Below are 25,453 nucleotides of genomic sequence, written 5' to 3' on the forward strand. Positions count from 1 at the left end.
CATGACCTACGACCTGCGTCTGACCAGTCTGGACCGGGTGCTCAACGGTGCAATCTGACGCAATGCTTGAGGGCATCGGCTGGACTAAACTGAAGCAGGTCACGGCGAGAAATCCCACCTTTCCTTAACTGGATCAACCTATGATCCATTCGTCCGCTGACCCCACATAGACAATATCTGGACCGCAAAAATAGGCCGAGGGTCGGTTTTACGCTTACATTTCATAGGCCAAGGAATGAGGTTACGCGACCTCTAACGGCAAAATGAAAGACGTCTATCAAAAATGAGTCGACGACGTCGTGTGGTTATGATCCTCTGTGTGCGGGAGGACTACGAATTTGAAACGCGCACCTACTCTGGTGGATGTTGCGACGCGGGCTGGCGTAAGCTACGCGACGGTCGATCGTGTCATAAATGGACGCGGAAGCGTGGCCGAAAAATCGCGGACCACCGTCATGAGAGCCGTTGCCGACCTTGGCTATGTGCGGAACGTTGCTGCGGCCAATCTGTCACAGCGCCGGGTATACCGCTTCTGTTTCGTCATCCCGGAAGGCACGAACGCATTCTTTGATCGCGTCTGTAAAATCGTGGGTGCGGTTAGCCCCCCGGACGGGACAGATCGTGTCCAGATCCGCGTCGAACGGGTCGCCGCCTTCGATGCAGCCGCCTTAGCAAAGTGCCTGATCGAGTTGTCTGACGCCGATCTTGATGGCATTGCGATTGTCGGCATCAACGACGCGCGCATCGACACCCCCATCGCTATAATGCGGGACAAAGGGATTGCCGTGCTGGCGATGATCTCGGATATGCCTGAATCGTTGTGTGATGGGTATATCGGGATAAACAATACAACCGCTGGCGCGACTGCAGGCGGGCTTATCGCCCTTTCGCATGGCGGACGACCCGGTCGCGTCCTGCCGATCGTCGGTGCCCTGACCGCTCGCGACCACGCCGAACGGATTGACGGGTTCCGTAAGACGCTCGCTGCCACCGCTTTGACCATTGCCCCCCTCATCGAAGGGCGGGATCGCCACGATCTGGTCGAAACGCACCTACGCGCAGCCCTTGTCGCCGATCCAGCGATCACGGCGATCTATAGCGCAGGGGCGGGCAACGCGGGCCTGATCCGCGTTCTTGCGACCCTTCCGTCCGATCGTCCGCGACCTATGGTCGTGCTACACGAGCTGTTGCCCCATAGTCGCGACGCGCTGGAGCAAGGGTTGATAGACATCGTGATCGATCAACGCCCCGAGGAAGAAGTCAGGCGCACGCTGGCGTTGCTGCGCTGCCTTGCGGATCGTCGTCCGCTGCCCGCAGCCCGGCAGATCGTGCCGGCTATCTATATCCGCCAAAACCTGCCTGCCGAGGTCGACCCCGCTTTGCTGGAAGGCTCTGCCGCATGACCGATGATCCCATCCTCGCCCTTCATGGGGTCCACAAAAGTTTCGGACCCGTCGAGGTCCTATCCGGTATCGACATCGTGCTGCGCAGCGGTGAGGTGCTCGCCCTGATCGGAGAGAACGGCGCGGGCAAATCCACAACAATGAAAATCCTTGCAGGATACCAGCCCGCCACAAAGGGCCGCATCCTGCTGGATGGTCAAGAAGTACGCTTTGGATCGCTCCACGAGGGCGAAGCGGCGGGGATCGTGCTGATCCATCAGGAATTCAATCTCGCCGAACAGTTGACAGTCGAACAGAACATCTTTCTCGGACGCGAATTGCGGCGCGGCCTGTTGCTGGACAAAAAGCGAATGCGCGACCTGACACGGCAATATCTGGCACGGCTAAACTGCCGCGTCGATCCGGACACCCCCGTTTCGCAGTTGTCGAACTCGGACAAGCAGATGGTTGAGATCGCAAAGGCGCTGAGCCGCAACGCCCGTGTCCTGATCATGGACGAACCGACTGCCGTGTTGACCGGGTCCGAGGTCGAGGTGCTGTTCGAACAGGTGCGCGCCTTGCGGGCGGCGGGCACGGCGATCCTGTTCACTTCCCACAAACTGGGCGAGGTGGCCAACATCGCCGACCGCGTGACAATCATGCGCGACGGGGCGGTCGTACGAACCGATATCGTGGCCGCGATGACCGAAGACGATATGGCCACCGCAATGGTGGGACGCGATGTGTCGGCTCTTTATCCGGCAAAACCCGGTGTTTTAAAGGGTGGCAGTGTCGCCTTGCAGGTGCAGGGGCTGACCGTTCCTGGTCACGCTCAGGACATCGGATTTACCCTGCGCCACGGCGAAATCCTCGGCATCGCGGGTCTGATCGGGTCGGGCCGGACCGAGGCGATGGAGGGGCTTTGTGGGCTTCGCCCGGCGACGATGACCGCTTTGAAGATCGAGGGGCAGCCCGTCACGATCCGCAGCACCGCAGACGCCTTGGACCACGGGTTGTGCTACATGACCGAAGACCGCAAGCTGCGCGGCTTGCTGTTGGACAAGGGAATGCGGGTCAACCTGACGCTACAAGCGCTGGCCCGTTTTGGTCGTATCCTGATCGACCGCAAGGCAGAGGATGCGGCGCTGGTACAGGCGGTCAAGGAATTCGATATTCGTGCAGGCAGCGCCGACGTGCTGGTCGGCAACCTATCGGGCGGCAACCAGCAAAAGCTGCTTCTGGCCAAGATCATGCAGTCCGAACCCCGTATCCTGATCGTAGATGAACCGACGCGCGGCATCGACATCGGCACCAAGCAACAGATCTACACCTTCTTGCGCGCGCTTGCTGCCGCCGGAAAATCCATCGTGGTCGTATCTTCGGAAATGCAGGAAATCATCGGCATGTCCGACCGCGTGCTGGTCATGCGGCAAGGTGGGATCGCCGGCACGTTAGAAGGTGACCACATCACAGAAGACGCAATCGTGCGCCATGCGATGGGCGTTGGTGCCGACACAGACGAGAGGGCCGCCTGATGACATCCGAGACCGTGAATCCGATCAGCCACCGGCGCCGCCTGCCCTCGATGAGTGTGCTTGGTCCGATCTTGGCGCTGGTCATCCTGATCGTCATCGGCGCGCTGATGAACAGCAACTTTCTGAGTTCCGGCAACATCAACAACGTGCTGTCCCGGTCCGCCTTCATCGGAATCATTGCGGTTGGCATGACGTTTGTCATCACGGCGGGCGGGCTGGACCTGTCGGTGGGGTCCATGGCTGCCTTTATCGCGGGCCTGATGATCCTAGTGATGAATGCAGCACTGCCGACACTGGGCGTTGGCGTGCCGATCATCCTGCTGGGGATGCTGACCGCGCTGCTGGCGGGCGTGCTGGCGGGGATGCTGAACGGATTTCTGATCACGACATTGGGGATCGAAGCCTTTATTGTGACCCTCGGCACCATGGGCATCTACCGCAGTCTGGTGACCTGGTTGGCCAATGGTGGCACCCTGTCGCTGGATTTCGAACTGCGCGGCTTCTACCGCCCTGTCTATTTCGACGGTGTTCTGGGCGTTGCTTGGCCGATCATTGTCTTTGCCGTGGTTGTGATCCTGGGCGAAATCCTGATGAGCCGCGCACGCTTTGGCCGCCACTGCGCCGCCACCGGGTCGAACGAACACGTCGCCCATTATTCCAACGTCAACGTCAACCGCACGCGGATGCTGACCTATATCATGCTTGGCATGCTGGTTGGCGTGGCGACGATCATGTATGTCCCCCGCCTCGGCTCCGCCTCTGCCTCGACCGGTGTGTTGTGGGAGCTTGAGGCGATCGCCGCCGTCATCATTGGGGGCACCGTCCTAAAGGGCGGTTTTGGCCGGGTCTGGGGCACCGTGATCGGCGTCCTTATCCTGAGCCTGATCGACAATATTCTGAATCTGACCGACCTTGTTTCACCCTACCTGAACGGCGCGATCCAAGGGGTCATCATCGTACTGGCTGTGATATTACAGCGAGAGGCCAAGGCGAAAGGCTGACAGTTTCGCCACTCTGGGAGGAAATCAAATGTCTTACTTCAAAACGATTCTAGCCGGGACCGCCGCAGCGGTCATCGGCACGGCGGTTATGGCGCAGGATACAAAGGTGATCGGTGTGTCGATCCCGGCGGCGACCCACGGCTGGGCCGGCGGCATGAACTTTCACGCGCAAGAGGCCATAAACCGGTTGGAAGACGTCTATCCCGATCTCGACTTCGTCTTGGCCACCGCGTCGGACGCGGGCAAGCAAGTCAACGATATCGAGGATATGGTTGCCACACGTAACATCAGTGCGCTGGTTGTGCTGCCTTTCGAATCCGATCCGCTGACTCCGCCGGTTCAATCCGTGGCGGATAGCGGCGTCTGGGTGACGGTCGTCGACCGTGGTTTGTCTGTGCCCGGGATCGAGGATCTGTATGTCGCCGGTGACAATTCCGGATTCGGCAAGGTATCTGGCGACTACATGGCATCGCAAATGCCGGACGGCGGCAAAATCGTCGTGCTACGTGGCATCCCGACCACCATCGACAACGAACGTGTCGAAGGTTTTCAGTCCGCTATCGAGGGGTCCGGTATCGAGATTCTTGGCATGGAGCATGGCAACTGGAACCGCGACGACAGCTTCAATGTGATGCAAGACTTCCTGTCGAAATACGACCAGATCGACGCGGTCTGGGCATCCGACGATGACATGGCCGTTGGCGTGCTTGCCGCCATTGAGGCAGCAGACCGTCAGGATGTGAAATTCGTCCTCGGCGGTGCCGGAATGAAAGAGATGGTAAAGCGCGTGATGGATGGCGACACGATGATCCCGGCCGACGTCACCTACCCACCTTCGATGATCGCCACAGCGATCGAAATGACGGCCGTCGGCATGACGTCGACTGCGCCAGTGTCGGGTAACTTCACCATTGGATCGGTGCTGATCACGCAGGACAATGCAGCGCAGTTCTACTACCCTGACAGCCCGTTCTGAACCTTCGGAGGCCGGTTTGAAACCGACCGGCCTCCCTTTCGAGAACGGGTCGCGCTTGCAGGCTGGTCGTCAACGATGTGCCCCCGTTCGATCATGCAGGGGCGGAATGACTGGCCAAAACAATCGGTGGCCATTCTGTTGATTTCCACCCAGAGGTGACCCGGGTTTTCCATCCAGAACTGACCCACTTTGAGGTTATGTTTCGGTTGTCAGGCTTGGGTCGAGACATCGATGCGCTCCTTCTTTTTCCGCGCCGCGACGGCGGCACTGGCGTTGAAGCGGTCGCTGTCCTTGCCAGTCTCCAGAATGTGGCAGCGATGAGTCAGGCGATCGAGTAGTGCTGTCGTCATCTTGGGGTTCCCAAGGACGGTTGCCCATTCGCTGAAGCTCAGGTTCGTCGTGCTGACGAAACTTGTCCGCTCTTAGCGTTTGCTGAGCAAATGAAAGAGCAACGCGCCGCCTGGTGCGCTGAACGGCAGGTTCGGTGCGGTGCATCCGGGATCCGGGCTTCTATCATGATCCGTTTGGCAATCTGCCGGACCCGCACGCGGGTCAGCGGCCAGATCGGCAGTGCGGATTTTGCGGGCGGCCTAGGCCTCGCGAAGGCCATCGCCAGCACGGCGTGCCAATCCTATCATCCAGAACCAGTCGCCGCACTCTGTCTTCTCCAATGTAAATATGGGCTACCAATCGCACGACCGTTTTGGCAGTCTTGAGCGGACGCACCAAATGTATTCTGAGAAAAACCCGAGGATCGACACCATGGCGAGACGCGTGTTGCCAAGCCATGTAGGGTTCATACCCGATGGAAATCGGCGTTGGGCAGCGGGCCGGGGCCTGCCCAAACATTCGGGATATCGGGCCGGGCTAGAGCCTGGCCTCGCGCTGTACGAGATGTGCAAAAGCCGCGGCATTCCCGAAGTTTCCGTGTTTGGCTTTACCCAAGACAATACCAAGCGGCCTGCGGAACAGATTGATGCCTTTCGCCAAGCCTGTGTGGCTTTCGCCATGGAGATCGTCGAACGGGGTGCGTCGCTGCTTGTCATCGGTGACGACACATCAAGTCAGTTTCCCGACGAGCTCAGGCCTTACCGCACGCGCAAAGGGTCTGGCATCAAGGTCAACTTTCTCGTGAACTACCACTGGAAATGGGACCTCGCCGGGCTGGAGCAGGGCGAGCACCGATCTGCCGAAGCCTCTCGACTCGACCTCATTGTGCGCTGGGGTGGCGGGCGTCGCCTGAGCGGCTTCCTTCCTGTTCAATCCGTTTACGCCGACTTCTACGTCGTCGATCAGCATTGGCCGGATTTCAAACGAGAGCACTTCGAAGACGCACTCGGGTGGTTTAAGACGCAGGACCAGACGCTTGGGGGTTAACGCAGGCAGCCAGTGGCGAAACAGAAAGCCTTAACCACAGGATGCGCACGTTCGAAACGTGCCACCGCCTACCTTGCCGGGTCCTGATCCCACGGGTATTTACCTGCTCCGCCATGGCCCGCAGCGTGGCATGCGCCTTAACCGCGATCACGACGACCACGTCGCGCAAGTCTTTGGCAAACTGATCCGCATTGCGGGCAATGGTCTCACGCAACGCCACCCCGCCCTTCTAATTCGGAAGCACCACGACTACGCACGCCGTCACAACTGCAATGCAGATCTTTTTACAAATCAGTCAGGTCAATTTAAAATCCAACGGCTTGGCCGTCCTTACGCGGGTCAGATCCGGCGGCATAGCCGCCGTTATCCAACCGTTCGATCAACTGCGCACCGCCAAAGCCAAAGGCGCTGTCTGGCGTCTCGACCGATATAGTGTGGCCAAGGCCGGAAAGCTTGTCGCGAACAGACGGTGGTAGTGTCTCTTCACAGGCAACATGCTGTCCATCAACGAAACGCCATCGCGGGGCATCAACCGCAGTTTGCACATCCTGATCCCAAAGCTGGGTGCGCAGTACCATCTGCACATGCCCCTGCGCCTGCATCGGGCCACCCATCACACCAAAGCTCATTTTTGGCTGGCCATTCTTCATCAAGAAACCCGGAATGATCGTATGGAACGGTTTTTTGCCCGGCCCGACTTCGTTAGGATGACCCGGTGTCAACGTAAAACCTGCCCCCCTGTTCTGAAGGCTGATCCCCGTGCCGGGCACCACAACGCCAGACCCAAACCCTGAGTAGTTGGACTGGATAAACGACACCATCATGCCTGACGAATCCGCTGCCGTCAGATACACGGTACCGCCATCACGGGGTGCACCCGGGCCATGCTCTTGTGCTTTGTCGGGCGATATGTGGGCCGCGCGCGCCTTCAGGTAGGCGGGGTTCAACAAATCTTCGGTCGTTGTGGGGGCCATGTATTTGCGGTCGGCGACATAGGCGTGCAGGTCGGCAAAGGCGAGCTTGATCGCCTCGATCTGCAGATGCAGCGCCATCGGGTCATCCGGGCCAATCTCTCTTATTGCTGTGTGTTCCAGCATGCCAAGCGCCATCAGTGCCGCGATGCCCTGACCGTTAGGCGGGATCTCGTGCAGAGTGCTCTCGTCAAAACCAGTTGAAATCGTGCCGCACCATTCTGGGCGATGCGCTGCAAGGTCTGCTTCGCTTAAAACGGCGCCATGGGCGCGGGCATGGGCCGCGATCTTTTCAGCAAGCGGGCCTTCATAAAAGGCCCTACCTGCGGTTTCGGCGATCATGGACAAGCTGCGCGCCATGTCGGGACAGCGAAACCGTTCGCCCGCCCGGGGCGCGCGGCCATTGGGCATAAAGGTTTCTGCAAAGCCGGGCTGGTCTGACAGCAATTCGGCCCCGCGTTCCCACAGCGCACCGATGACCGGACTGACGATAAATCCGTTTTCCGCGTAGCCAATCGCAGGGGCCAGCAAAGTCGGCAAATCCAGCGTGCCAAAGCGTTCCGCCAAAGTGACCCACGTGCTGATTGCTCCAGGCACCGTGACGCTTTCCCAGCCGCGGAATGGCATTGTTTTGTGGCCCGCAAACCGATCGGGCGTCCAACCGGCCGGAGCCGCACCCGACCCGTCCAACCCGTGCAATTCCTTGCCGTCCCATAGAATGCAAAAACCATCGGACCCCAAACCATTGCCGGTGGGTTCCACGACTGTCAGCGTGGCTGCGGCAGCAATCGCGGCATCAACTGCGTTGCCCCCTTTTGCCAAAATCGCAAGACCGGCCTGCGCTGCCAAGGGGTGTGACGTGGATACCAGATTGTCTGCCAGCACAGGCGAACGACGTGAGCTATAAATTGAATCGTGACGCAAATGCATTAGACAGCATCCTTGGTTGGGTTCATTTGTTTGCGCGATTTGATAATTCTGCGGATCGCCCATCCGACGGATAGAACAGCTGCCACCAGAAAAATCAGGCTGACAGGACGGGTGAAAAACAGCGTCCAGTCACTGTCTGTCATCAAGGCGCGGCGCAGGTTTGTTTCTGCAATGGGGCCCAGAATGACACCCAGCACCAATGGTGCCAGCGGGTAGTCAAGCGCCTTGAGCGCGTAGCCGAACAGACCAATAAAGCCCAGAAGATACATATCCGTCACGCGGTTGTTCAGCGCAAAAGACCCCACGACACAGCAGACGAGCACGACAGGCACAACGACCCATTTCGGCACCTCGGCCACCCGCAGAAAGCCGCGCATTGATACGATGCAGATGAACAGCATCATCAAGCTAGACACCGCCATGGCGATAAACATCCCGTAAACCAGATCAGCGTTATCCATAATCAAACGCGGTCCGATTGATATGCCATGCACCATCAGCGACGCCATAAGGATCGCATCAACCGCCGAACCGGGGATGCCCAAAGCAATCAACGGGATAAGGCCGCCACCGGCCGTCGCAGAATTCCCTGCCTCGGATGCGACAACACCGTCGGGTGTGCCGGTACCAAAGGCCTCTGGTGTTTTCGATGCCCGCTTTGCCTGATCATAAGCCACAAGGTTCGCGATTGATCCACCGGCACCGGGCAAGGCACCGATTGCGACGCCGATCAGCGATGACCGGATCAGGTTGACCGGGCGCATGAGGACTTCGCGCATGACGGCCCATGTCTTAAATTCAATCTCTCCGTGTATCAGCTTTTCACCAGACTTGACGGCGTCAACATCCTCCACCTCTGACGCGAGCTGAGAGATGGCAAAGATACCAATCAGAACCACCAGAAATGGCAGGCCGGCGGCCAGCAGTTCAAACCCCATGTCAAAGCGCGGGCGACCCATCATAGGATCCGTCCCCACTGTTGATATCACTAGCCCAATCATTGCGGCGATCAGCCCGCGTTGCAGTGAGTCCCCGACAAGGCTGGCGACAATGGTCAGCGCAAAGACAATTAATGCAAAGTATTCCCAAGGTCCGAGTTTGACCGCAAAAATCGCCAGTGGCGGGGCGGCAAAAATCAAAACGATGGTCGATATGATCGTACCAAAAAATGAGGCCCAGACACCCAGCGACAACGCGCGGCCCGGTTCACCCTTGCGAGCCATTGGAAAGGCATCAAACGTGGTGGCAACCGACGACGGCGTGCCGGGGATACCCAAAAGTGCCGCCGAAATCAGACCGCCAGTATACCCACCGACATAGACCGACAACATGAGTGAGATGCCCTGCAGCGGTTCCATCGCAAAGGTCAAAGGCAGCGTCAGGACAATAGCCATTGTCACGGTAAAACCTGGAATAGCTGCCGCAACGATGCCTGCGAATGATCCAAAGAACATCATCAGCAGCGTGGTTGGCGACAGCACTTCTGCGGCACCGTTAAGAAAGGCGTCCATTGTTTATCGTCCTCTGGGGAGAAATACGTTGAAAACCTCGGCGAAGAGCCAGTTGAGGCCAAATGAAAAGATCAACGCGAGCGCGATTGCGATGCCAATGGCTTTGCGTGTTTTTGGTGCAAACGTAATCTGGAGCACGAGCAGGAACGCGAATGTTGCGATCGGATAGCCAATGACGGGCATCGTAAAGAGGTAGACGCCAAGACAGCCAAACACGACGAAAACAAGCCGTTTCGCGCGGGCCCAGTGGCCAATCTGCGCGATGAAACGACCGTAGGCCTCTGCTGGAAGCATCCGGATTGATCCAGCGATTGCGCTGAGCAAAAGCAGGATAAGCACCCCGTGAACCAGCATTGGAAAGGCGCCGGCACCCAGCACTTCAAAGCGCGATGTGGGGATGGTGCGGGCCTCCAGAAAGAGCCCCGCTGATACCGCGAGAAGTGCGATATAGGAGATGAGACGAGCAACTTCGCCCGCCTCACCGCCTGTTGTCATGTTGGCGCTGCGGCTCAAGGTGCGATCACTTCTGCGAGGCGATCAACCGAAGCTGCCAGATTGGACAGATACGTGGTGTAGCCGTCCTGACCACGGAATGCGACGTCTGCGCCGGCATTGTTCACTTGCTCAATGAATGTGGGATCATTCGACAAGTTCTCAAGCGCCGATTCCAGAACGGCCTGCGCGTCATCGGGCGCACCTTTTGGCATTACGATACCGCGAGTGATCGACAGGTCCAGATCCGACCCCAGTTCCATCAGTGTCGGCACGTCAGGGGTCTGTGGCAAACGCTCTGTAGAGCCTGCAGCGAGGAAAACCAGATCGCCGTTTTCAACAAACTGCAGCGACGACGAGATATCACCGATCGCCAGATCAAGGTTACCGCCGACCAAGGCACGGACGCGTTCGCCTGTGCCTTCGTAGCCAACATAACGCCAGTCCAGATCAAAAGCTTCGGCAATCATCGCAGCGTGCAAATGCGGCACACCGCCCAATGTGACACCGATTGTCAGCTCGCCGGGGTTGGCCTGTGCATACTCGACCAAACCCTCGAACGTATCGTAGGGCTGATCGGTCGCAGCCACGAGGAACTGGGGTGATGCGGTCATCAAAGCGATGGGTTCGAAATCGTCCCAAGCCAGTTCAGTAATGCCAGTCGCGGTCGCGGCCAACAGACCTTCGTGGACTTGGCTGATTGTATATCCATCCGCAGCACGCCGCGATGCTTCCGTCAAACCAACTGTGCCACCAACGCCGGGGATGTTGATAACGGGCATATCCGCACCCAGAAAAGGGCTGATGTTGTTCGCAACGATCCGCATCAGCGTATCGCTACCGCCCCCGGGGGACCAAGGTACGATGAACTCGACCGAGCGATCGGGATAGCCTTGTGCGATGGCTGGCTGTGCAAGCGTGGCTGTGGCGAGCCCGATACCTGCGATCATACGTGTCATAAAAGTCATGAGTATCTCCGGTTTTGTGCTGTATTGCCGCGTCTTATGGTCTGGCTCATGCGTAAAGCTGCAGCTTACCTTCACAAAGCGATTTAACTTTGTCTTTTGATTAAGCTTTGCTTAATCTATCTTCATGGATACACGCCAACTTCAGACCTTAATCGCCGTCGCAGACACTGGAAGCTTTGCCAGTGCGGCGCGCCTTGTGAACCTGACTGCATCGGCAGTCAGTCAACAAATTCAGACGCTTGAAATAGATATTGGGGTGTCGCTGTTTGATCGGAACAAACGCCCACCGCAGATGAATGCACATGGCGAAGAACTGGTACGCGCAGCACGCACCGTGATGCAGACAATCGTGGAAACCCGGATGAATATTTCCGGTCGCCGAACGGCGGGTGTGCTTAAAATTGGGGCAATTCGAACGGTTTCAATGCGACTTGTACCTTTGGCGCTGGCTGACATGGCCGCGCTTTACACCGACCTTTCGTTTGATCTGACTGTCGGAATATCCCAGTCATTAACCGCAGACGTAGCGGCTGGTCGGCTTGATGCAGCACTTGTTGCCGAACATGTGGGGGTTCCGGCAGGATTGTCATGGACACCTGTGCTGTCTGAACCGTTGGTTTTGGTCGCGCCAGCGCACGCCACCGGCCAGACCGAGCTTTCATTGCTGAAAAATCTTCCGTTTATTCGTTACGAAACAGATGTCCCTCTGGCCCGGCAGATCGCGACAGAGCTATCACGCCTTGGTGTGTCGCCGCGTGAAATCGCTGTCGCAAATACAATGCCATCGGTTGTTGGAATGGTGCAGGCGGGACTAGGGTTTGCCATTATTCCGCAGATCGCCTTTTTGGATGCCGCCCCCTCTTCGCTATACTGCATCCAGTTCCGCAACGGGGCCATCACGCGTCGGGTCGGATTGGTACAACGGCAGGTGTCATCAAGATCCGAGGTACTTCAGGAACTGCGAAACATATTGTCGCAACGGACCTATAAAATTGGGCCCAAGGCAGCTGAGATCGTATCGTTTAGAAACGGATGGCACGACGACGTCTAGGGTCTGGACCCATGAAAACGAGTGGTGCACATGTCTGATCTTTTCTGGTTGACCGACGCCCAGATGGCGCGTCTTGAGCCCTTTTCCCCGAGTCCAACCGCAAGCCCCGTGTCGATGATCGACGGATTTTGAGCGGGATTTTCTTCATCAATCGCAATGGCTTGCGATGGCGGAACGCACCCAAGGAATACGGCCCGCACAAGACCTTGTACAATCGCTGGAAACGATGGAGCGACAAAGGCATCTTCGCCCGGATGATGGCCGGTCTGGCGGCTGACCATGGCGAACAGAAGACCGTGATGATTGATGCGACCTAGCCGAAGTCTCCGCCACGGGTTGCCGAGTTGCGCCTGATCTCTCGGGAGATCGTGCTGGGCGATCTCCTCAACTTCAGGGCGATGGCACGGACACCTGTGCCCCTCGCGCACTCCAAGACTATTTCCTCACGTTCTGCGAAGGAAAGGCTACGGCTCTTTGAGAAAGGCGCCGATGGCGCAAAATGTGTGGGAGGCATTCCGCCCTGTGAGCCTTGGTCAGAGTGGATCATGAGCCTTTGCTTTGGCTTGCGTCGGCAAACTGCAGCCAACAACGCCTGCAAAGCCAGGTCGGTTGTCATGTCCGATTACATCGACCACCCGACAACGCGTCTTGAGAACAGGTCGATGACGACAGACAGATAAGACCAAACTTCGTGGGTTGAGATATGGGTAATGTCGGTCACCCAGACTGTGTCAGGTGCATCAATCTCAAATTGCCGGTCCAGTGTGTTGTCAGCAACCACAGCAGGCTTGCACCTCAAAGTGCACCAGAGTGAATAGCCCCGCGTTTCTTAGACGCCCTCTTGCCTCAGTTTCTGCCGCCACTCGAAATCGATAGGCGACAGCATTCCGTTCCGCGCGTGTTTGTGCCCAAATCAACTCTAATCGCCGCTTGACGAATATAGGAGCTTCAACGCTCTCGCGGAAACCATTAACGGTCTCTACAGAACTGAGCTGGTTCACCGCTTGGGCCCGTGGGTCAGGGACTAAATCCGCACCGCGTCGCGGCAGGATTCATACGTCCGTTTTTAATCCCATGGTCAGTCGCTTCTGCTGCGAGGACACTGAAACCTGAAAGCGGCCTACGACGAGTTGGCGGCGGCAGCGCGCACCCGGAGCGATGACCACAGTGCAAGCCCGATGAGCGTTGCCCCCACCAAACCGGTCAAGATTTCTGGAACATGGACAAGTGCTTGGGCGAACATCGCCAGCGACAGCGCGAGGATCGAATAGAACGCGCCGTGCTCCAAGTATCGAAATTCGGTCAGGGTCTGTCGTTCCACAAGCATGATCGTCATGGACCGCACGTAGAACGCACCGATGCCAAGGCCGATGGCGATCAGGAACAGGTTCTGCGTCAATGCAAAGGCCCCGATGACGCCATCAAAGCTGAAGGAAGCGTCCAGGACCTCCAGATACAGAAACGCGCCAAGCCCGCCCCGCGCAGCCCCCGCAGTCGCGGCCTGCTTGCTGTCCAGGATATCGCCCAGAAGTTCGACCGCCAGAAACGTGACGATCCCGCAAATCGCAGCGAACAGGAACGCGGCCCCCTCTCCCGATGGAAGCGACACGGTAATCGCCAGCACGATGCCCAACACCAGCGCGATCGCCACACCTGACAGCCGGCCGGCGTGGCACAATCGGCGCTCGACCGGTTCGAACCAATGGACGTCCTTGTCGGCATCCACGAAATAGCTGAGCGCGACCATCATCAGGAACGTCCCGCCAAAGGCCGAGATCGACAGGTGGCTGTCTTCCATGATCTGCGCATAGGTGTCGGGTTCGGTCGCAGCCAACATCAGCGCGGAAATCGGGCCGATCTGGGCTGCGATTGCAACGACCGCCAGCGGAAAGATAATCCGCATCCCGAAGACCGCGATCAGGATGCCCCATGTCAGGAACCGCCGCTGCCATTCGGGCGTCATGGTCTGTAACTTGTTCGCGTTGACGATGGCGTTGTCAAAACTGAGCGAAATCTCCAGCACCGCCAGCAACCCGCCGATCAGCAGGAAAGACAGCCCACCGGGCATGCCATCAGCGCGCAGGCCCAGCACGAACGCCCCGACTAGGCCGAGAATTGTAAAAAATATAGGCCAGATAAGATAGATCCGAAGCGTGTTCATGCAGGCACCGCCACAGGTGTCAGCAGGGGGTTGCCTTGAAAATGGGCGGCAAGGTTGTCGACGACCAGCTGCGCCATGGCGTCCCGCGTTTCCACCGTGCCGCTCGCGTGGTGCGGATATAGCGTCACGTTCGGCAAGGCGGTCAGCCGGGGATCGGGCTGCGGTTCGTTTTGATAGACATCCAGCCCGGCACTCCCCAAGGCACCGGTCGTCAGGGCGTCGATCAGGGCGGGTTCATCCACGACGGACCCCCTTGCGACATTGATCAACGTGCCTGTCGGACCAAGCGCGCCCAGCATGGCCGCATCGACCATGCCGTCCGTTTCTTCGCCGCCGGGGACGATCACCACAAGGATATCCGCCCAGTCCGCCAGCGCCATAGGATCGGCGAAATACTGATGCGGGACGTCCTTTTGGCTACGCGCGGTATACCCGATCTCTAGCTTCAGCGGGGCAAAACGCGCGGCGATGGCCTTGCCGATCGTCCCGAACCCAAGAATACCGGCGCGCTTGCCGGTCAGCGTGGACAGTAGCGGCCAGGGTCCCTTTTCACCCCATTCCCCGGTCTGGACATATCCATGCGCCTGCACCAGTTCGCGCCGGGCGGCCAGCGTCAACATCAGCGCGGCGTCCGCGACGTCATCATAAAGCGCGGCAGAGGTGTTGGTAAAAGCAATCCCATGATCCGCCAATGCCTCTACGTCGATGGACTCGAACCCGGCGGACGAACAGGCGACGATCCGGCAGTTCGGCAGATGCTGCAGCATCGCGTGGGTTAGTGTCGCATGGCCATTGATGACAACGCCGGAACATTTGGGCCCGTGCTGCGCCAAAAACGCGGGCTTGTCCGCCGCCTCGTCATAGCGGTGAAGCGTATATGCTTGTTCCAGCTGCGCCATCGCATGGGGCCGCGCGGGATACATCACAAGGATATCGGGCTTTGTCATGCGGTTACCTCCTGTCGGGCAGCGCGGCGCTCGGCCTGCACTTTTGGATCGGGATGCAGGCTAGAAGCCAGCAGATTGCGAGTATATTCTTCGTGGGGCGCATCGAAAATCTGACGCACAGGACCCTGTTCGACGATCCGACCGTCCTTCATCACGATGACGCGGTGCGCGAAATCCCGCACCAGCGGCAGATCATGCGCGATAAACAGATAGCTAAGGCCAAGATCGTTCTGGATTTCCTCCAACAGGGCGATCACCTGCGCCTGAATGGAAACATCAAGCGCCGAGACGGCTTCGTCACAGACAAGGATTTTCGGTTCCAGCGCAAGCGCGCGGGCGATGGCGATCCGCTGGCGCTGTCCGCCAGAGAACTGGTGCGGGTGACGATGGATGTGATCGGCTTCCAGCCCGACGCGTTCCAGCAGTTCCCTGATCCGGGCCGGGCGTTTGTCCTTTGCCAGAATGTCAGGGTGAATCGCGAAAGCTTCGCCAATGATCTGGCCGACGGTCATGCGCGGGTTCAGCGATTGCGTAGGATCCTGAAACACCATTTGGATATCACGGCGCATCCGGTACAAATCGCGGTCGCCCATCGTCACTAGATCGCGGCCGTCATACAGCGCCTCGCCCGTCGTTGGTTCGATCAGGCGCAGCAGACATTTCGCCAGCGTCGATTTACCAGACCCGGATTCGCCGACGATGGCGACGGTTTCACCCGCAAACAGCTCAAAGCTGGCCTGATCCAGCGCCGCGAAGCCGCCGAAGTCCTTGCCAAAGTTACGAACCTCCAGCAGCGGTTTGGTCGCGGTCAATGGCGTCGCCATCTCTCCGGTTCCCGGAACGGCGCCGATCAGTTTTTGCGTATAGGGGTGCGTGGGATTGTGATAGACCTGTTCCGCGTCGCCGGTTTCCACGATACGGCCGCCGTTCATGACGACGACACGGTCAGCGATCTCTGCGACGACACCCAGATCGTGGGTGATCAGCAAAAGGCCCATCCCGGTTTCCGCCTGCAGTTCCTCCAGCAGTGCAAGAATCTGCGCCTGCACGGTCACGTCCAGCGCGGTTGTCGGTTCATCTGCAATCAGGATATCCGGCTTCATCGCAAGCGCCATCGCGATCATCAGACGCTGCCGCTGCCCGCCCGAAAACTGGTGCGGGTAAGCGTCGATCTTGTCGTCGGCTTCCGGGATACCGACGCGGTTCATCAATTCCAGCGTCCGCGCACGCGCCTGCGCTTTGGCAGTCCCGTGGGCGGTCATGATCTCCGCGATTTGCGCCCCTACGGTATAAACCGGGTTAAGGTGGCTGAGTGGGTCCTGAAAGATCATCGCGATCCGCTTGCCGTTCAAACGGCGCCGTTCCTCGTTCGAGGCGCGCAAAAGGTCACGGCCCTCGAACAGGATTTCCCCCGACACGATCCGGCCCGGAGGGCAGTCGATCAGGTTCATGATGGCCGAAGCCGATACGGATTTGCCGGAACCGGATTCCCCCAGAATGGCAAGACATTCGCCCCGATCCAGATGCCAGCTGACATCGCGGACCGCATGGACCGGACCGCGCACCGTATCAAAGTCAACAGACAGGTTGCGGACTTCCAGCAGGTGATCAGTCATTTTTTGCCTTCTCCTTGTTCACTTCCAGCCGCCAGCGCTGCGATGGGTCCAGCGCGGTGCGCATCCAGCCTGACAGCAGGTTCAGCGACAGGGTCGTCAGAATGATCGCAAGTCCCGGCCAGAACGACAGCCACCACGCGCTCGTCAAGTAGGGACGGCCCTGGCTGACCATCAGGCCCCACGTGATCTCTGGCGGTTGGATGCCAATGCCAAGGAATGACAGCGACGATTCAGCGAGCATCACAAAAGCAAAATCCAGCGTTGCGATCGTGATCAGCGTCGGCGCCACGACAGGCAGGATATGGCGCGCCACGATGCGCTTCGTCGAGGCGCCCATCACCTGTGCGGCCTGCACAAACATCCGCTCGCGCACTTCCAGCACCTCGGCCCGGCTGGTGCGCAGGTAGATGGGGATACGGGTGATCGCCAGTACGATGACCAGGTTCCCGACCGACGGTTCCAGCACATAAAGCACGATGACCGCCAATAGCAGCGACGGGAACGACATGATGACGTCGGCCAGCCGCATGATGACCTGACTGGCGGTCTTTGTCGTATAGCCCGCAATCAGTCCAAGCCCCGTGCCGATCAGCAGCGAACAGGCCACCGCCCCGGCAGCGACTGCCATGGTGTTCTGCGACGCGACAATAATCCGTGCCAGCAAGGGCCGGCCCAGCTGATCGCCACCCAAAATGAACAGCCAGCCGCGTGACAAGTCGAAAGGTGGCGCGTTGCGACCGCGCAGGTTCTGCCGGGTGGCGACATCCTCGAACAGCATTGGGCCAAAGATTGCGCAGAAGATCACAACCAGCAGGATGCAGGCGGCGGCAAAGGCGAACTTGTCGCGCCACAGCATGCCCAAGGTCGTCCGCCACGCGGGCGGAGGTTTGTAGATTGGGTTGGCCGTGGTGATGGCAGAGTCTATCTGGGACATGTCAATACCGGATTCTGGGATCGAGCACCGCGTAGAGGATGTCGATGATAAGGTTCATCACGAAGATGGCGATGGCGGTCACAAAGATCGCGGCCAGCACCACGGTAAAGTCGCGTTGCAGGATGGAATCGATCATCAGCTTACCGACACCGGGAAAACCGAATATCGTCTCGACGACCACGGCACCGTTCAGCAGGGCTGCGGCCTGATCGCCGATCACGGTGATGACCGGCAGCAGTGCATTGCGCAACGCGTGGACGAAGATGACAGACTTGTTTTTGACCCCCTTGGCGCGGGCGGTCTTGACGTAGGCGGCCCCCAGCGTGGTGATCATCGACGACCGCACGACCTGCAGGATCAGGCCAAAGGGCCGGATGAACAGCACCCCAACTGGCAATATCCAGTGCCAGACCGTGCCGGTCCCGCTGGTAGGGATGAAGGCCACGTTGAGCGAAATGGTCACGATCGCAACGATAGCGATCCAAAAATCCGGGGCGGATGCGCCTATCAGACTGAAGAACGTCGCGATCCGGTCGAACAGACCACCAACATGAAATGCGGCAAGCGACCCGATTACGATGGCGGCGACCGTCACCAGAGTCATGGTGATTGCGGCCAGTTGCAGCGTCCAGACGAAGGCCCGCAGCACGACATCCAATGCGGGTTCCGACCGGCGGATACTGTCGCCGAAATCCAGCACGGCCAAGTCTGCCATGTAGCGTCCGAACTGCACCAGCAGTGGATCGTTCAAACCGTTGATCTCGCGAAAATTCTCGCGCGCTTCCAAAGAAGCGTCCAGCGGCAGGTAAAGCGATGTCGGATCGCCGGTCAGCCGCGACAGGAAAAAGACAAGGATGATGAGGCCCAACAGCGAAATCAGGCTCGCAAGGGCACGTTTGCCAAGGAAGGCGCGCATGGGTCAGGCTTTCGTCGAGGAAAAAACGGGGGCGACCTAAGCCGCCCCCAGGGAGGATCACTCCGCGAACTTGATCTGCGACAGTTGCAGTTCAGAGTTCGTCTTGATCGACGGTGCAAAGTCCAGACGTTCGTTCACGCGGGTAAAGCCGACCATATGGAACAGAAGCACGTCGGCCACGATCTCTTCGTGAATGTAGGCAAAGGCATCGCTCCACAGCTGCTCACGCTCGTCGTCGGTCGCGGCAGTCGCATCGGCGATCATCTGGTCCAGCTTCGGGTCGGTCACGCCGGACTGCAGACCGTCCGAGGCGTATTTGAAGAACATCGAGAACACCGGGTCGCCACTTGCATTGTCGTGCATGGCCTGAACCATCATCGGGCCGCGATCTTCGGCAAATGGCTTGGAATACAGACCTTCCCACTCGGCCACTTCGTACATCTCGAGGTTCACGTTCAGGCCAACGTCCTGCAGCATCTGCGTGACGGCTTCCATCGTCTCCAGCACGTTGCCAAAGTTGTTCAGTCGACCGACCAGCGTGATCTCTGCTTCGGTATCGACACCATCGGCAGCGGCCTCTTCGAGAAGCTGACGTGCCATGTCGGGATCGTAGCTGTAGGGTTCGAGTTCGGCGTTGTAGCCGATGGTCGACGGCGGCGTCATGCCGGTGGCCAGCAGCGTGCCGTCGGCAAGAATCGTGCCAACGAAAGCTTCACGGTCAATGGCGTGGTTCATCGCCTTGCGCACGCGCACGTCGTCAAGCGGCGCGGTGCCGTTGTCGATACGCAGATATACGGTTTCCGAGTTCGGATATGAAAAATCCATGTCTTCCGAAACGGCATCCTGCAACGCGATGGATGGCGCGATATCGGCCTCGCCCGTTTCAACCATGGCGGCACGAACGGCGCTGTCGGACCGGAACACATATGTCGCGCTCGTCACCGCAGGCGTTTCGCCCCAGTAACCGTCGTAGGCCGACAGGGTAATGTTCTGGCCGACGTTGTATTCGTCGAATGTATAGGGGCCGGTGCCGATGGGCGTGTCAAGGAAAGCATCCATCGTAGTTTCCGATGGCACCACGGTCACGGTGGACATCAGCAGCGGCAGGATGGGCTGCGCCGGGTCTGTGGTGATATCAATGGTGGTTGCATCCACAACTTCGGTCGTCAGTTCCATGCCGCCAAAGAATTTCGCACCGATCTCGCAGACGATGGCGTCGGTTTTGATACGTGCGATGGAATGGGCCACATCTTCGGCATCGAAGGTCGATCCGTCATGGAATGTGACGCCTTCGCGCAGGGTAAAGCGCCAGGTACCGTCGCCCCTGTCTTCCCATGCGGTTGCCAGACGCGGCTGGATGCCTGTGCCCGGCACCAGTTCGGTCACCGTCTCCGACACGTTCTGCTGCAGGACGCGGCCGATGTTCGACCTCGATGTCATGCAGGGGTCCACAAGGTCGAGTTCTTCGGCAAGCACGACCGTGACGTTGCTGTCCTGCGCAAACGCCGCCGTGGCGCAGGTCGAGGCAAGCAAGGCCGCCGCAAGAGTAGTGAATTTATGTGTCATCTGATCCTCCCTGATCGATGGTGATTGACGCGACACTAGATCCTCCAAAGTCGCGTATCCGCAAAGCCGTCGCGTTGAACGAACCCCACTTGGATGCCAGTCTGCCGAAACACGCGGCAGAACAAAATTTCAAAGTTGAATTGATTTGATACCCAAAATGTATCAATAGGTGATTATGTCTAGTTTCGACTTTAATCATCTGCGTTGTTTCGTAGCCGTCGCCGAAGAGCTGAATTTTCGCCGCGCGGCTGACCGACTGAATATGACGCAGCCCCCCCTGACCCGGCAGATCCAGCTTCTGGAACAGCGCACGGGGCTGAAGCTGCTGGACCGCAACACGCGGCAGGTCCGGCTGACCCCAGCAGGAGCAGATTTTCTGAACAGCGCCACGGATATTTTGGAACGCGCTGAACGGGCCGTCCTGTCTGCGCGACAGGCAGAGCGTGGCGAAACCGGTGCCGTCGTGCTGGGTTTCGTGCCGTCCGCCGCAATCACCTTTGTGCCGCACATCGTCGCCGCCGTGGCCCGTGACCGCCCCGGCGCGTCGTTCCGTCCGACCGAAATGATGAGCTATGAGATCATCGAAGGCCTGCGGTCCGGTCGACTGGATTTCGGCCTGACGCGCAGCGAATCCCCCGCGCCCGAGATTGAAAGCGTCCGTGTGGTCAGCGAGCCTTTCTTGCTGGCGGCCCCTTCTGACCATCCGCTTGCGCGTAAGACGCCTGTGCGTATCGCCGATTTGAATGGCGTCGACTTTCTCGGCTATTCCGACGAACGCGGTGGGTTCCTGCGCAACGTGCAGTCGGCTGTGTTTGCTGCGATGGATGTTCGCCCCAACATCCGGCACGAAGTCAGTCAGACCCAGACGATCATCGGGCTTGTGGCGCAGCGGCTTGGCGTCGCCTTGGTGCCGGCATCGGCCAGCGGGATGCACCTGCCCGGTGTTGTCTTTTGCGAAACGGATCTGCCGGACCGGTTCCGGTCGACCCTTTATCTGGCCAGCGTGCCGCGTCGTCATACGGCACTGCACAGCGCCGTACGCGACACGGTCATTCGCACGATGGCCGCACTTTAGGGTACCGGCCTGATTGTTCCACGCGCCGAACGTGCCATCAGCAAGGTCGCCACGAAAATCAGCACGGCCCCAATCCACGTCGCCATCGTCGCCATCTGCCCGAACACCAGCCACCCGGCCAATGCCACGGCGGGCAAACGCAGAAAATCGATCGGCGTCAAAAGCGAAGCATCCGCCAGCGAGAACGCCCGCGTCACCAACCCCATGTTCAGCGCCCCCATGATCCCCTGCGCGACCAATAGGCCCCAGACCCACGCCGGCGGCGACGACCAGAAAAACAGCGCCGGAATCGCGGCTAGCGGCACGGTCGCGATCAGGTTCCACGCGACCAGCGTTTCGGTCCGGTCGCTGGCGGTCATCGGCTTCAGCACCAGTTGGATCACTGCCGTTAGAAGCGCGCCGCCCAGCGCAAAGGCCAGCCCAGCCGACACGCCCCCCTGCCCCGGTCGCAATACGACCAAAACCCCAATGAAGCCTATGGCGACCGCGACGATCCGAAGGCGTTGCGGCAACTCTGACAGAAAAATCCACGCCCCCAACGTCACGAACAAGGGTGTCGTGAAAGCGATGGCCGTCACATCTGCCAGCGGAGCAACGGCGAAGGCTGCGAAGAAGGCGATCAGTGACGCCAGCTTCAATCCCGCCCGAAGCACGTGGCGATAGGTGTAGTTCGACTTCAGGATGCCGGGCCGCGACAGGATCCAGGGCAACACCACCAGCAGACCGAACAGCGACCGTGTGAACCCGATGAACACCGGATGAACATGGGGCGCCACGGCCCGCGCAATCATCGCATCCAGCGCACCCAGACAGGCGACGATGACCATCAGCATCACGCCGATCATCTGGCGACGATCCTGTCGATCGCCTGCATTCGGGGACTTCATGGAACATTCCGCTCTCGCTTGTGGGCTTGCATCCCAAGTCGTGCGCCCGGATCACTTATTTGTCAAATGTTTCTTTCAGAACCATAAAAAAAAGGTTTATTATGATATATTAAGTTGACAACTTTTGGTTTCCCCCTCAAATAAACTGTTAGATTGCACTGAAGGAGCCGCATAATGCAGATGACGCCGGACCAAATTGAAGCCGGGATGGATGGTCGCCTGCGGCCAGTGTCGGACGGCAGGTCAGAGGCACTGCTGCCTGCCGTTACGATCCAGAACCATGCGGCCTTTCTGGCACGGGGCAAAGACGGATTGGCGTGTCTTTGGTTCGGTGGCTCGCTGGAAGGTAAGTCCGACATCTGCGTCTGGCGCAGCCTTCTGACAGAAGGCCAATGGTCCGAGCCTGAGCAAATCAGCGACGACCCGGACAGGTCCGAACAGAACCCGATCCAGTTTGACGCACCCGATGGACGGCGGCTGTTCCTGCACACCGCGCAAGTGGGTGGCGATCAGGACGCCTGTCGCGTGCGTCTGCGACAGGCAGGCGGCGCGCCTGTGGATCTGCCGCTCGCGCCCGGCACATTCATTCGCGCGGCCCCGCTGGTGCGCGACGACGGCGCGTGGTTGTTGCCGCTGTTCCGTTGTGTGCCACGCCCCGGCGAACGCTGGACCGGCGCACACGATACCGCTGCTGTCGCAATCAGTGCGGACGCGGGCAGAACATGGCGTACGGTCGAGGTGCCGGATTCCATCGGCTGCGTACACATGACCCCCGTCGACCGGGGCGACGGCCATCTGGTCGCTTTCTTCCGCCGCAGACAGGCGGACATGGTTTATCGTACAACCAGCGCCGATGGCGGCGAAAGCTGGACGCCACCTGCCCCGACCGACGTGCCGAACAACAATTCATCAATCGCGGTGATCCGCTTGGCCGACGGACGCATCGCCATGGCCTGCAACCCCACCAACGCGGCAGAGCATCCAACCGCCCGCCGCGCGTCGCTATATGACGAACTGGGCGAAAGCGACGACCGCCCCAATGCGTCCGGCGGCTGCACGCCGATCTGGGGGGTGCCGCGCGCGCCGATGACCCTGTGTCTGTCAGACGACGACGGCCAGACGTTCGCGCGCCGCATCGTGGTCGAAAAGGGCGCTGGCGATTGCCTCAAGAACGACTCCGTTTCCGGCGAGAACCGCGAAATGTCCTATCCCGCATTGTCGCAGGCCTCGGACGGGTCGCTTGACCTTGCCTATACCTACCACCGCCGCGCGATCAAACACGTGCGGCTATCCCTGAACTGGTTGGAATCCCAATGATCGGCATCACCATGGGCGACCCCGCTGGCGTCGGCCCCGAAATCATCCTGAAAGCCTTGGCGGAAATGGGCGACGATGCCCGCGCGCAGGTTCGCGTCTTCGGCTGTCGCACCACGCTGGACGCGACAGAGGCGGTCGTGAGGACAGGTCTAGATCTGGACACACTGTCGATCGAGGACGTGCCCGTTGAAGGCGCACCCTTGCCGTGGGGAAAAGAGGACCCGCGCGCCGGGGATGCCGCCTATCGCTGTATCGCCGCTGCCGTGACAGCCGCGCAGGATGGGCGCATCGCCTGCATCGTGACCGCACCGCTGAACAAGGCGACGCTGAATGCGGCAGGACATCACTATGACGGACATACAGGCTTGCTGGCGCATCTGACGGGGCACAAGCGGGCCTTTATGTTGCTGGCCTCCGAACGGCTGAACGTCATCCACGTTTCGACCCATGTGGCACTGGCCGACGCGATCACACGCGCGACGCCGGACCAGGTGCTTGCCACGATACGTCAGGGCCACGCGCATCTGAAACGCCTTGGCATCGCGGCCCCCCGCATCGCTGTCGCGGGCATCAACCCGCACTGTGGCGAAGGCGGTCTGTTCGGCACAGAGGACGACGACCAGCTTGCGCCTGCTGTCGTTGCGGCACAGGCCGAGGGTATCGACGCCCAAGGCCCCATCGCAGCGGATACAGTGTTTCACCGCGCTTTCAACGGCAGCTTCGATCTGGTGATCGCGCAGTATCACGATCAGGGCCATATCCCGATCAAGCTGGTGGCTTTCGACACGGCGGTAAATGTCACGCTTGGCCTGCCGATCGACAGGGTGTCGGTGGATCACGGCACCGCCTTTGACGTCGCCGGAACCGGACGCGCGAACCACACAAATATGAACGCGGCGCTGGCCTATGCCCGTCGCCTGACCGGAGACAGCGCATGACCCATGCAATTCAAGGCGTCCATTGCGCCGCAGCCACCCCCGTCACCGCCGATGGTCGTCCCGATCTGGCCCTGTTCACCGCCCATTGCCGTGCGCTGCTGGACGAAGGCTGCCACGGCATCGCGCTCCTTGGCACGACCGGAGAGGCGAACAGCCTGGCCCACGCTGACCGCATGGCGCTGCTAGACGTAGCCATCGACGGTGGCATCGACGCAGGCGTGATGCTGCCCGGCACCTCTGCCCCTGCAATCCGGGACACGATACAACTGACCCGGCATGCGGTCGCGGCGAATGCCAAGGGCGTCGTGTTGCTGCCACCCTACTATTACAAGGGTGTCAGCGACGAAGGGCTCTTCCGCTTCTACGCCCGCGTAATTGAAGGAGTCGCGGACGACCGCCTGCGCGTGGTGCTGTATCACATCCCCCAAGTGACGCAGGTGCCGATCACGCATGATCTGATCGATCGGCTGATGCGTGAATTTCCCGGTATCGTCGTGGGGATCAAGGACAGCGCAGGCGATATCGACCACATGGTCAGGCTTGTGCGCGACTTCCCCGATCTGGCCGTTCTGGCAGGCGCTGACCCGCTGATGCTGCCGCTGCTCCGCGCTGGCGGCGCTGGCTGCATCACCGCCACGTCAAACCTGCGCGCCGACGCGTTGCGGGATATTTGGGACAACTGGCAGGACGACAGCGCCGCCGATATCGTGCGCGCAGCACAGGACCGGATCGACGACTGGCGCGCCCTGACCAACGCCTATGTACAACTGCCGACCGTCAAGGCGATGCTGGCCCGGTCGCGCGGCGACGACGGCTGGCTGAATGTGCTGCCGCCGCTCGTGCCCGTCACCGACGAGGCCCGCGCCGACATCCACGCCCGCATGGCCGAACTGGAGCACTGA

The 25,453-nt window shown here is 59.6% G+C and carries 21 protein-coding genes and 4 pseudogenes; 11 read left to right on the forward strand and 14 right to left on the reverse strand.

Annotation, left to right across the window (positions count from 1 at the left end; translation table 11 throughout):
* Window positions 1-359 precede the first annotated feature (359 nt).
* The 4 genes from GZH79_RS09860 to GZH79_RS09875 are packed head-to-tail and all read left to right on the forward strand — an operon-like array spanning window position 360 to window position 4,894.
* The gene (locus GZH79_RS09860; protein WP_349291183.1) at window positions 360-1,403 is read left to right on the forward strand and encodes a LacI family DNA-binding transcriptional regulator; all 1,044 of its coding nucleotides are present in this window, start codon (window positions 360-362) and stop codon (window positions 1,401-1,403) included.
* Window positions 1,400-2,917 (forward strand): sugar ABC transporter ATP-binding protein, encoded by a 1,518-nt coding sequence (locus GZH79_RS09865; RefSeq protein WP_211643621.1) that lies wholly within the window; start codon window positions 1,400-1,402, stop codon window positions 2,915-2,917. Before GZH79_RS09860 ends, GZH79_RS09865 begins: the two co-directional genes overlap by 4 nt.
* Complete coding sequence (locus GZH79_RS09870) at window positions 2,917-3,918, forward strand: ABC transporter permease (RefSeq protein ID WP_211643622.1); 1,002 nt, start codon at window positions 2,917-2,919, stop codon at window positions 3,916-3,918. Before GZH79_RS09865 ends, GZH79_RS09870 begins: the two co-directional genes overlap by 1 nt.
* Before the next feature lie 28 nt (window positions 3,919-3,946).
* Entirely contained in the window at window positions 3,947-4,894 is a 948-nt protein-coding gene (locus GZH79_RS09875) for an ABC transporter substrate-binding protein (protein WP_211643623.1), read from the forward strand.
* 209 nt (window positions 4,895-5,103) lie between these two features.
* Here the strand turns inward: GZH79_RS09875 and GZH79_RS09880 are convergent.
* A pseudogene (locus GZH79_RS09880) lies at window positions 5,104-5,373 on the reverse strand (ATP-binding protein); the annotation flags it as partial.
* A 250-nt stretch (window positions 5,374-5,623) separates the two neighbouring features.
* On the opposite strand from GZH79_RS09880, the gene GZH79_RS09885 reads away from it, so the two are divergent.
* On the forward strand, window positions 5,624-6,271 hold the full coding sequence (locus tag GZH79_RS09885) for an undecaprenyl diphosphate synthase family protein (protein WP_211643624.1): 648 nt from the start codon (window positions 5,624-5,626) through the stop codon (window positions 6,269-6,271).
* 305 nt (window positions 6,272-6,576) lie between these two features.
* On the opposite strand, the gene GZH79_RS09890 is transcribed toward GZH79_RS09885, so the two are convergent.
* The 4 genes from GZH79_RS09890 to GZH79_RS09905 are packed head-to-tail and all read right to left on the reverse strand — an operon-like array spanning window position 6,577 to window position 11,143.
* Window positions 6,577-8,172, reverse strand: a complete 1,596-nt coding sequence (locus GZH79_RS09890; RefSeq protein WP_211643625.1) for a gamma-glutamyltransferase family protein — start codon at window positions 8,170-8,172, stop codon at window positions 6,577-6,579.
* Window positions 8,172-9,683: a tripartite tricarboxylate transporter permease gene (locus tag GZH79_RS09895; protein ID WP_211643626.1), complete on the reverse strand. Its 1,512-nt coding sequence runs from the start codon at window positions 9,681-9,683 to the stop codon at window positions 8,172-8,174. The genes GZH79_RS09890 and GZH79_RS09895 overlap by 1 nt, the downstream gene beginning before the upstream one ends.
* Before the next feature lie 3 nt (window positions 9,684-9,686).
* A complete protein-coding gene (locus GZH79_RS09900) occupies window positions 9,687-10,196 on the reverse strand; it encodes a tripartite tricarboxylate transporter TctB family protein (RefSeq protein WP_249219082.1) in 510 nt (169 codons plus the stop codon).
* Window positions 10,193-11,143, reverse strand: a complete 951-nt coding sequence (locus tag GZH79_RS09905) for a tripartite tricarboxylate transporter substrate binding protein (RefSeq protein ID WP_211643627.1) — start codon at window positions 11,141-11,143, stop codon at window positions 10,193-10,195. The genes GZH79_RS09900 and GZH79_RS09905 overlap by 4 nt, the downstream gene beginning before the upstream one ends.
* Window positions 11,144-11,267: 124 nt before the next feature.
* On the opposite strand from GZH79_RS09905, the gene GZH79_RS09910 reads away from it, so the two are divergent.
* Both GZH79_RS09910 and GZH79_RS09915 read left to right on the forward strand, forming a co-directional pair.
* A complete protein-coding gene (locus tag GZH79_RS09910; RefSeq protein ID WP_211643628.1) occupies window positions 11,268-12,194 on the forward strand; it encodes a LysR family transcriptional regulator in 927 nt (308 codons plus the stop codon).
* A 30-nt stretch (window positions 12,195-12,224) separates the two neighbouring features.
* Window positions 12,225-12,508 (forward strand): annotated as a pseudogene (locus GZH79_RS09915) (transposase); the annotation flags it as partial.
* An 11-nt stretch (window positions 12,509-12,519) separates the two neighbouring features.
* On the opposite strand, the pseudogene GZH79_RS19010 reads toward GZH79_RS09915, so the two are convergent.
* The 8 genes and pseudogenes from GZH79_RS19010 to GZH79_RS09950 form a co-directional block, all read right to left on the reverse strand.
* A pseudogene (locus GZH79_RS19010) lies at window positions 12,520-12,708 on the reverse strand (helix-turn-helix domain-containing protein); the annotation flags it as partial.
* Between the two features lie 6 nt (window positions 12,709-12,714).
* A pseudogene (locus GZH79_RS09920) lies at window positions 12,715-12,984 on the reverse strand (DDE-type integrase/transposase/recombinase); the annotation flags it as partial.
* A gap of 330 nt (window positions 12,985-13,314) precedes the next feature.
* Window positions 13,315-14,355, reverse strand: coding sequence for a DUF475 domain-containing protein (locus GZH79_RS09925; RefSeq protein WP_211643629.1), 1,041 nt, complete (start codon window positions 14,353-14,355; stop codon window positions 13,315-13,317).
* Window positions 14,352-15,302 (reverse strand): 2-hydroxyacid dehydrogenase, encoded by a 951-nt coding sequence (locus GZH79_RS09930; protein WP_211643630.1) that lies wholly within the window; start codon window positions 15,300-15,302, stop codon window positions 14,352-14,354. Before GZH79_RS09930 ends, GZH79_RS09925 begins: the two co-directional genes overlap by 4 nt.
* A complete protein-coding gene (locus GZH79_RS09935; RefSeq protein ID WP_211643631.1) occupies window positions 15,299-16,918 on the reverse strand; it encodes an ABC transporter ATP-binding protein in 1,620 nt (539 codons plus the stop codon). Before GZH79_RS09935 ends, GZH79_RS09930 begins: the two co-directional genes overlap by 4 nt.
* Entirely contained in the window at window positions 16,911-17,852 is a 942-nt protein-coding gene (locus tag GZH79_RS09940) for an ABC transporter permease (RefSeq protein ID WP_211643632.1), read from the reverse strand. Before GZH79_RS09940 ends, GZH79_RS09935 begins: the two co-directional genes overlap by 8 nt.
* 1 nt (window position 17,853) lies before the next feature.
* Entirely contained in the window at window positions 17,854-18,768 is a 915-nt protein-coding gene (locus tag GZH79_RS09945; protein WP_211643633.1) for an ABC transporter permease, read from the reverse strand.
* Between the two features lie 57 nt (window positions 18,769-18,825).
* Window positions 18,826-20,334 (reverse strand): ABC transporter substrate-binding protein, encoded by a 1,509-nt coding sequence (locus tag GZH79_RS09950; protein WP_211643634.1) that lies wholly within the window; start codon window positions 20,332-20,334, stop codon window positions 18,826-18,828.
* Window positions 20,335-20,509: 175 nt separating this feature from the next.
* On the opposite strand from GZH79_RS09950, the gene GZH79_RS09955 reads away from it, so the two are divergent.
* Entirely contained in the window at window positions 20,510-21,409 is a 900-nt protein-coding gene (locus GZH79_RS09955; RefSeq protein WP_211643635.1) for a LysR substrate-binding domain-containing protein, read from the forward strand.
* On the opposite strand, the gene GZH79_RS09960 is transcribed toward GZH79_RS09955, so the two are convergent.
* Window positions 21,406-22,296, reverse strand: coding sequence for a DMT family transporter (locus GZH79_RS09960; RefSeq protein ID WP_249219083.1), 891 nt, complete (start codon window positions 22,294-22,296; stop codon window positions 21,406-21,408). The two genes, GZH79_RS09955 and GZH79_RS09960, sit on opposite strands and share 4 nt — an antisense overlap.
* Window positions 22,297-22,470: 174 nt before the next feature.
* Here GZH79_RS09960 and GZH79_RS09965 point away from each other — a divergent pair, with 174 nt between their 5' ends.
* From GZH79_RS09965 to GZH79_RS09975, 3 genes are read left to right on the forward strand one after another with little or no spacing between them, the layout of a single operon-like run.
* Window positions 22,471-23,613, forward strand: a complete 1,143-nt coding sequence (locus GZH79_RS09965) for an exo-alpha-sialidase (RefSeq protein ID WP_249219084.1) — start codon at window positions 22,471-22,473, stop codon at window positions 23,611-23,613.
* Window positions 23,610-24,551 (forward strand): 4-hydroxythreonine-4-phosphate dehydrogenase PdxA, encoded by a 942-nt coding sequence (gene pdxA / locus GZH79_RS09970; protein ID WP_211643636.1) that lies wholly within the window; start codon window positions 23,610-23,612, stop codon window positions 24,549-24,551. Before GZH79_RS09965 ends, pdxA begins: the two co-directional genes overlap by 4 nt.
* The gene (locus GZH79_RS09975; RefSeq protein ID WP_211643637.1) at window positions 24,548-25,453 is read left to right on the forward strand and encodes a dihydrodipicolinate synthase family protein; all 906 of its coding nucleotides are present in this window, start codon (window positions 24,548-24,550) and stop codon (window positions 25,451-25,453) included. Before pdxA ends, GZH79_RS09975 begins: the two co-directional genes overlap by 4 nt.

This window comes from Loktanella sp. SALINAS62 (genome assembly GCF_018263905.1).
Lineage (GTDB): Bacteria > Pseudomonadota > Alphaproteobacteria > Rhodobacterales > Rhodobacteraceae > Loktanella.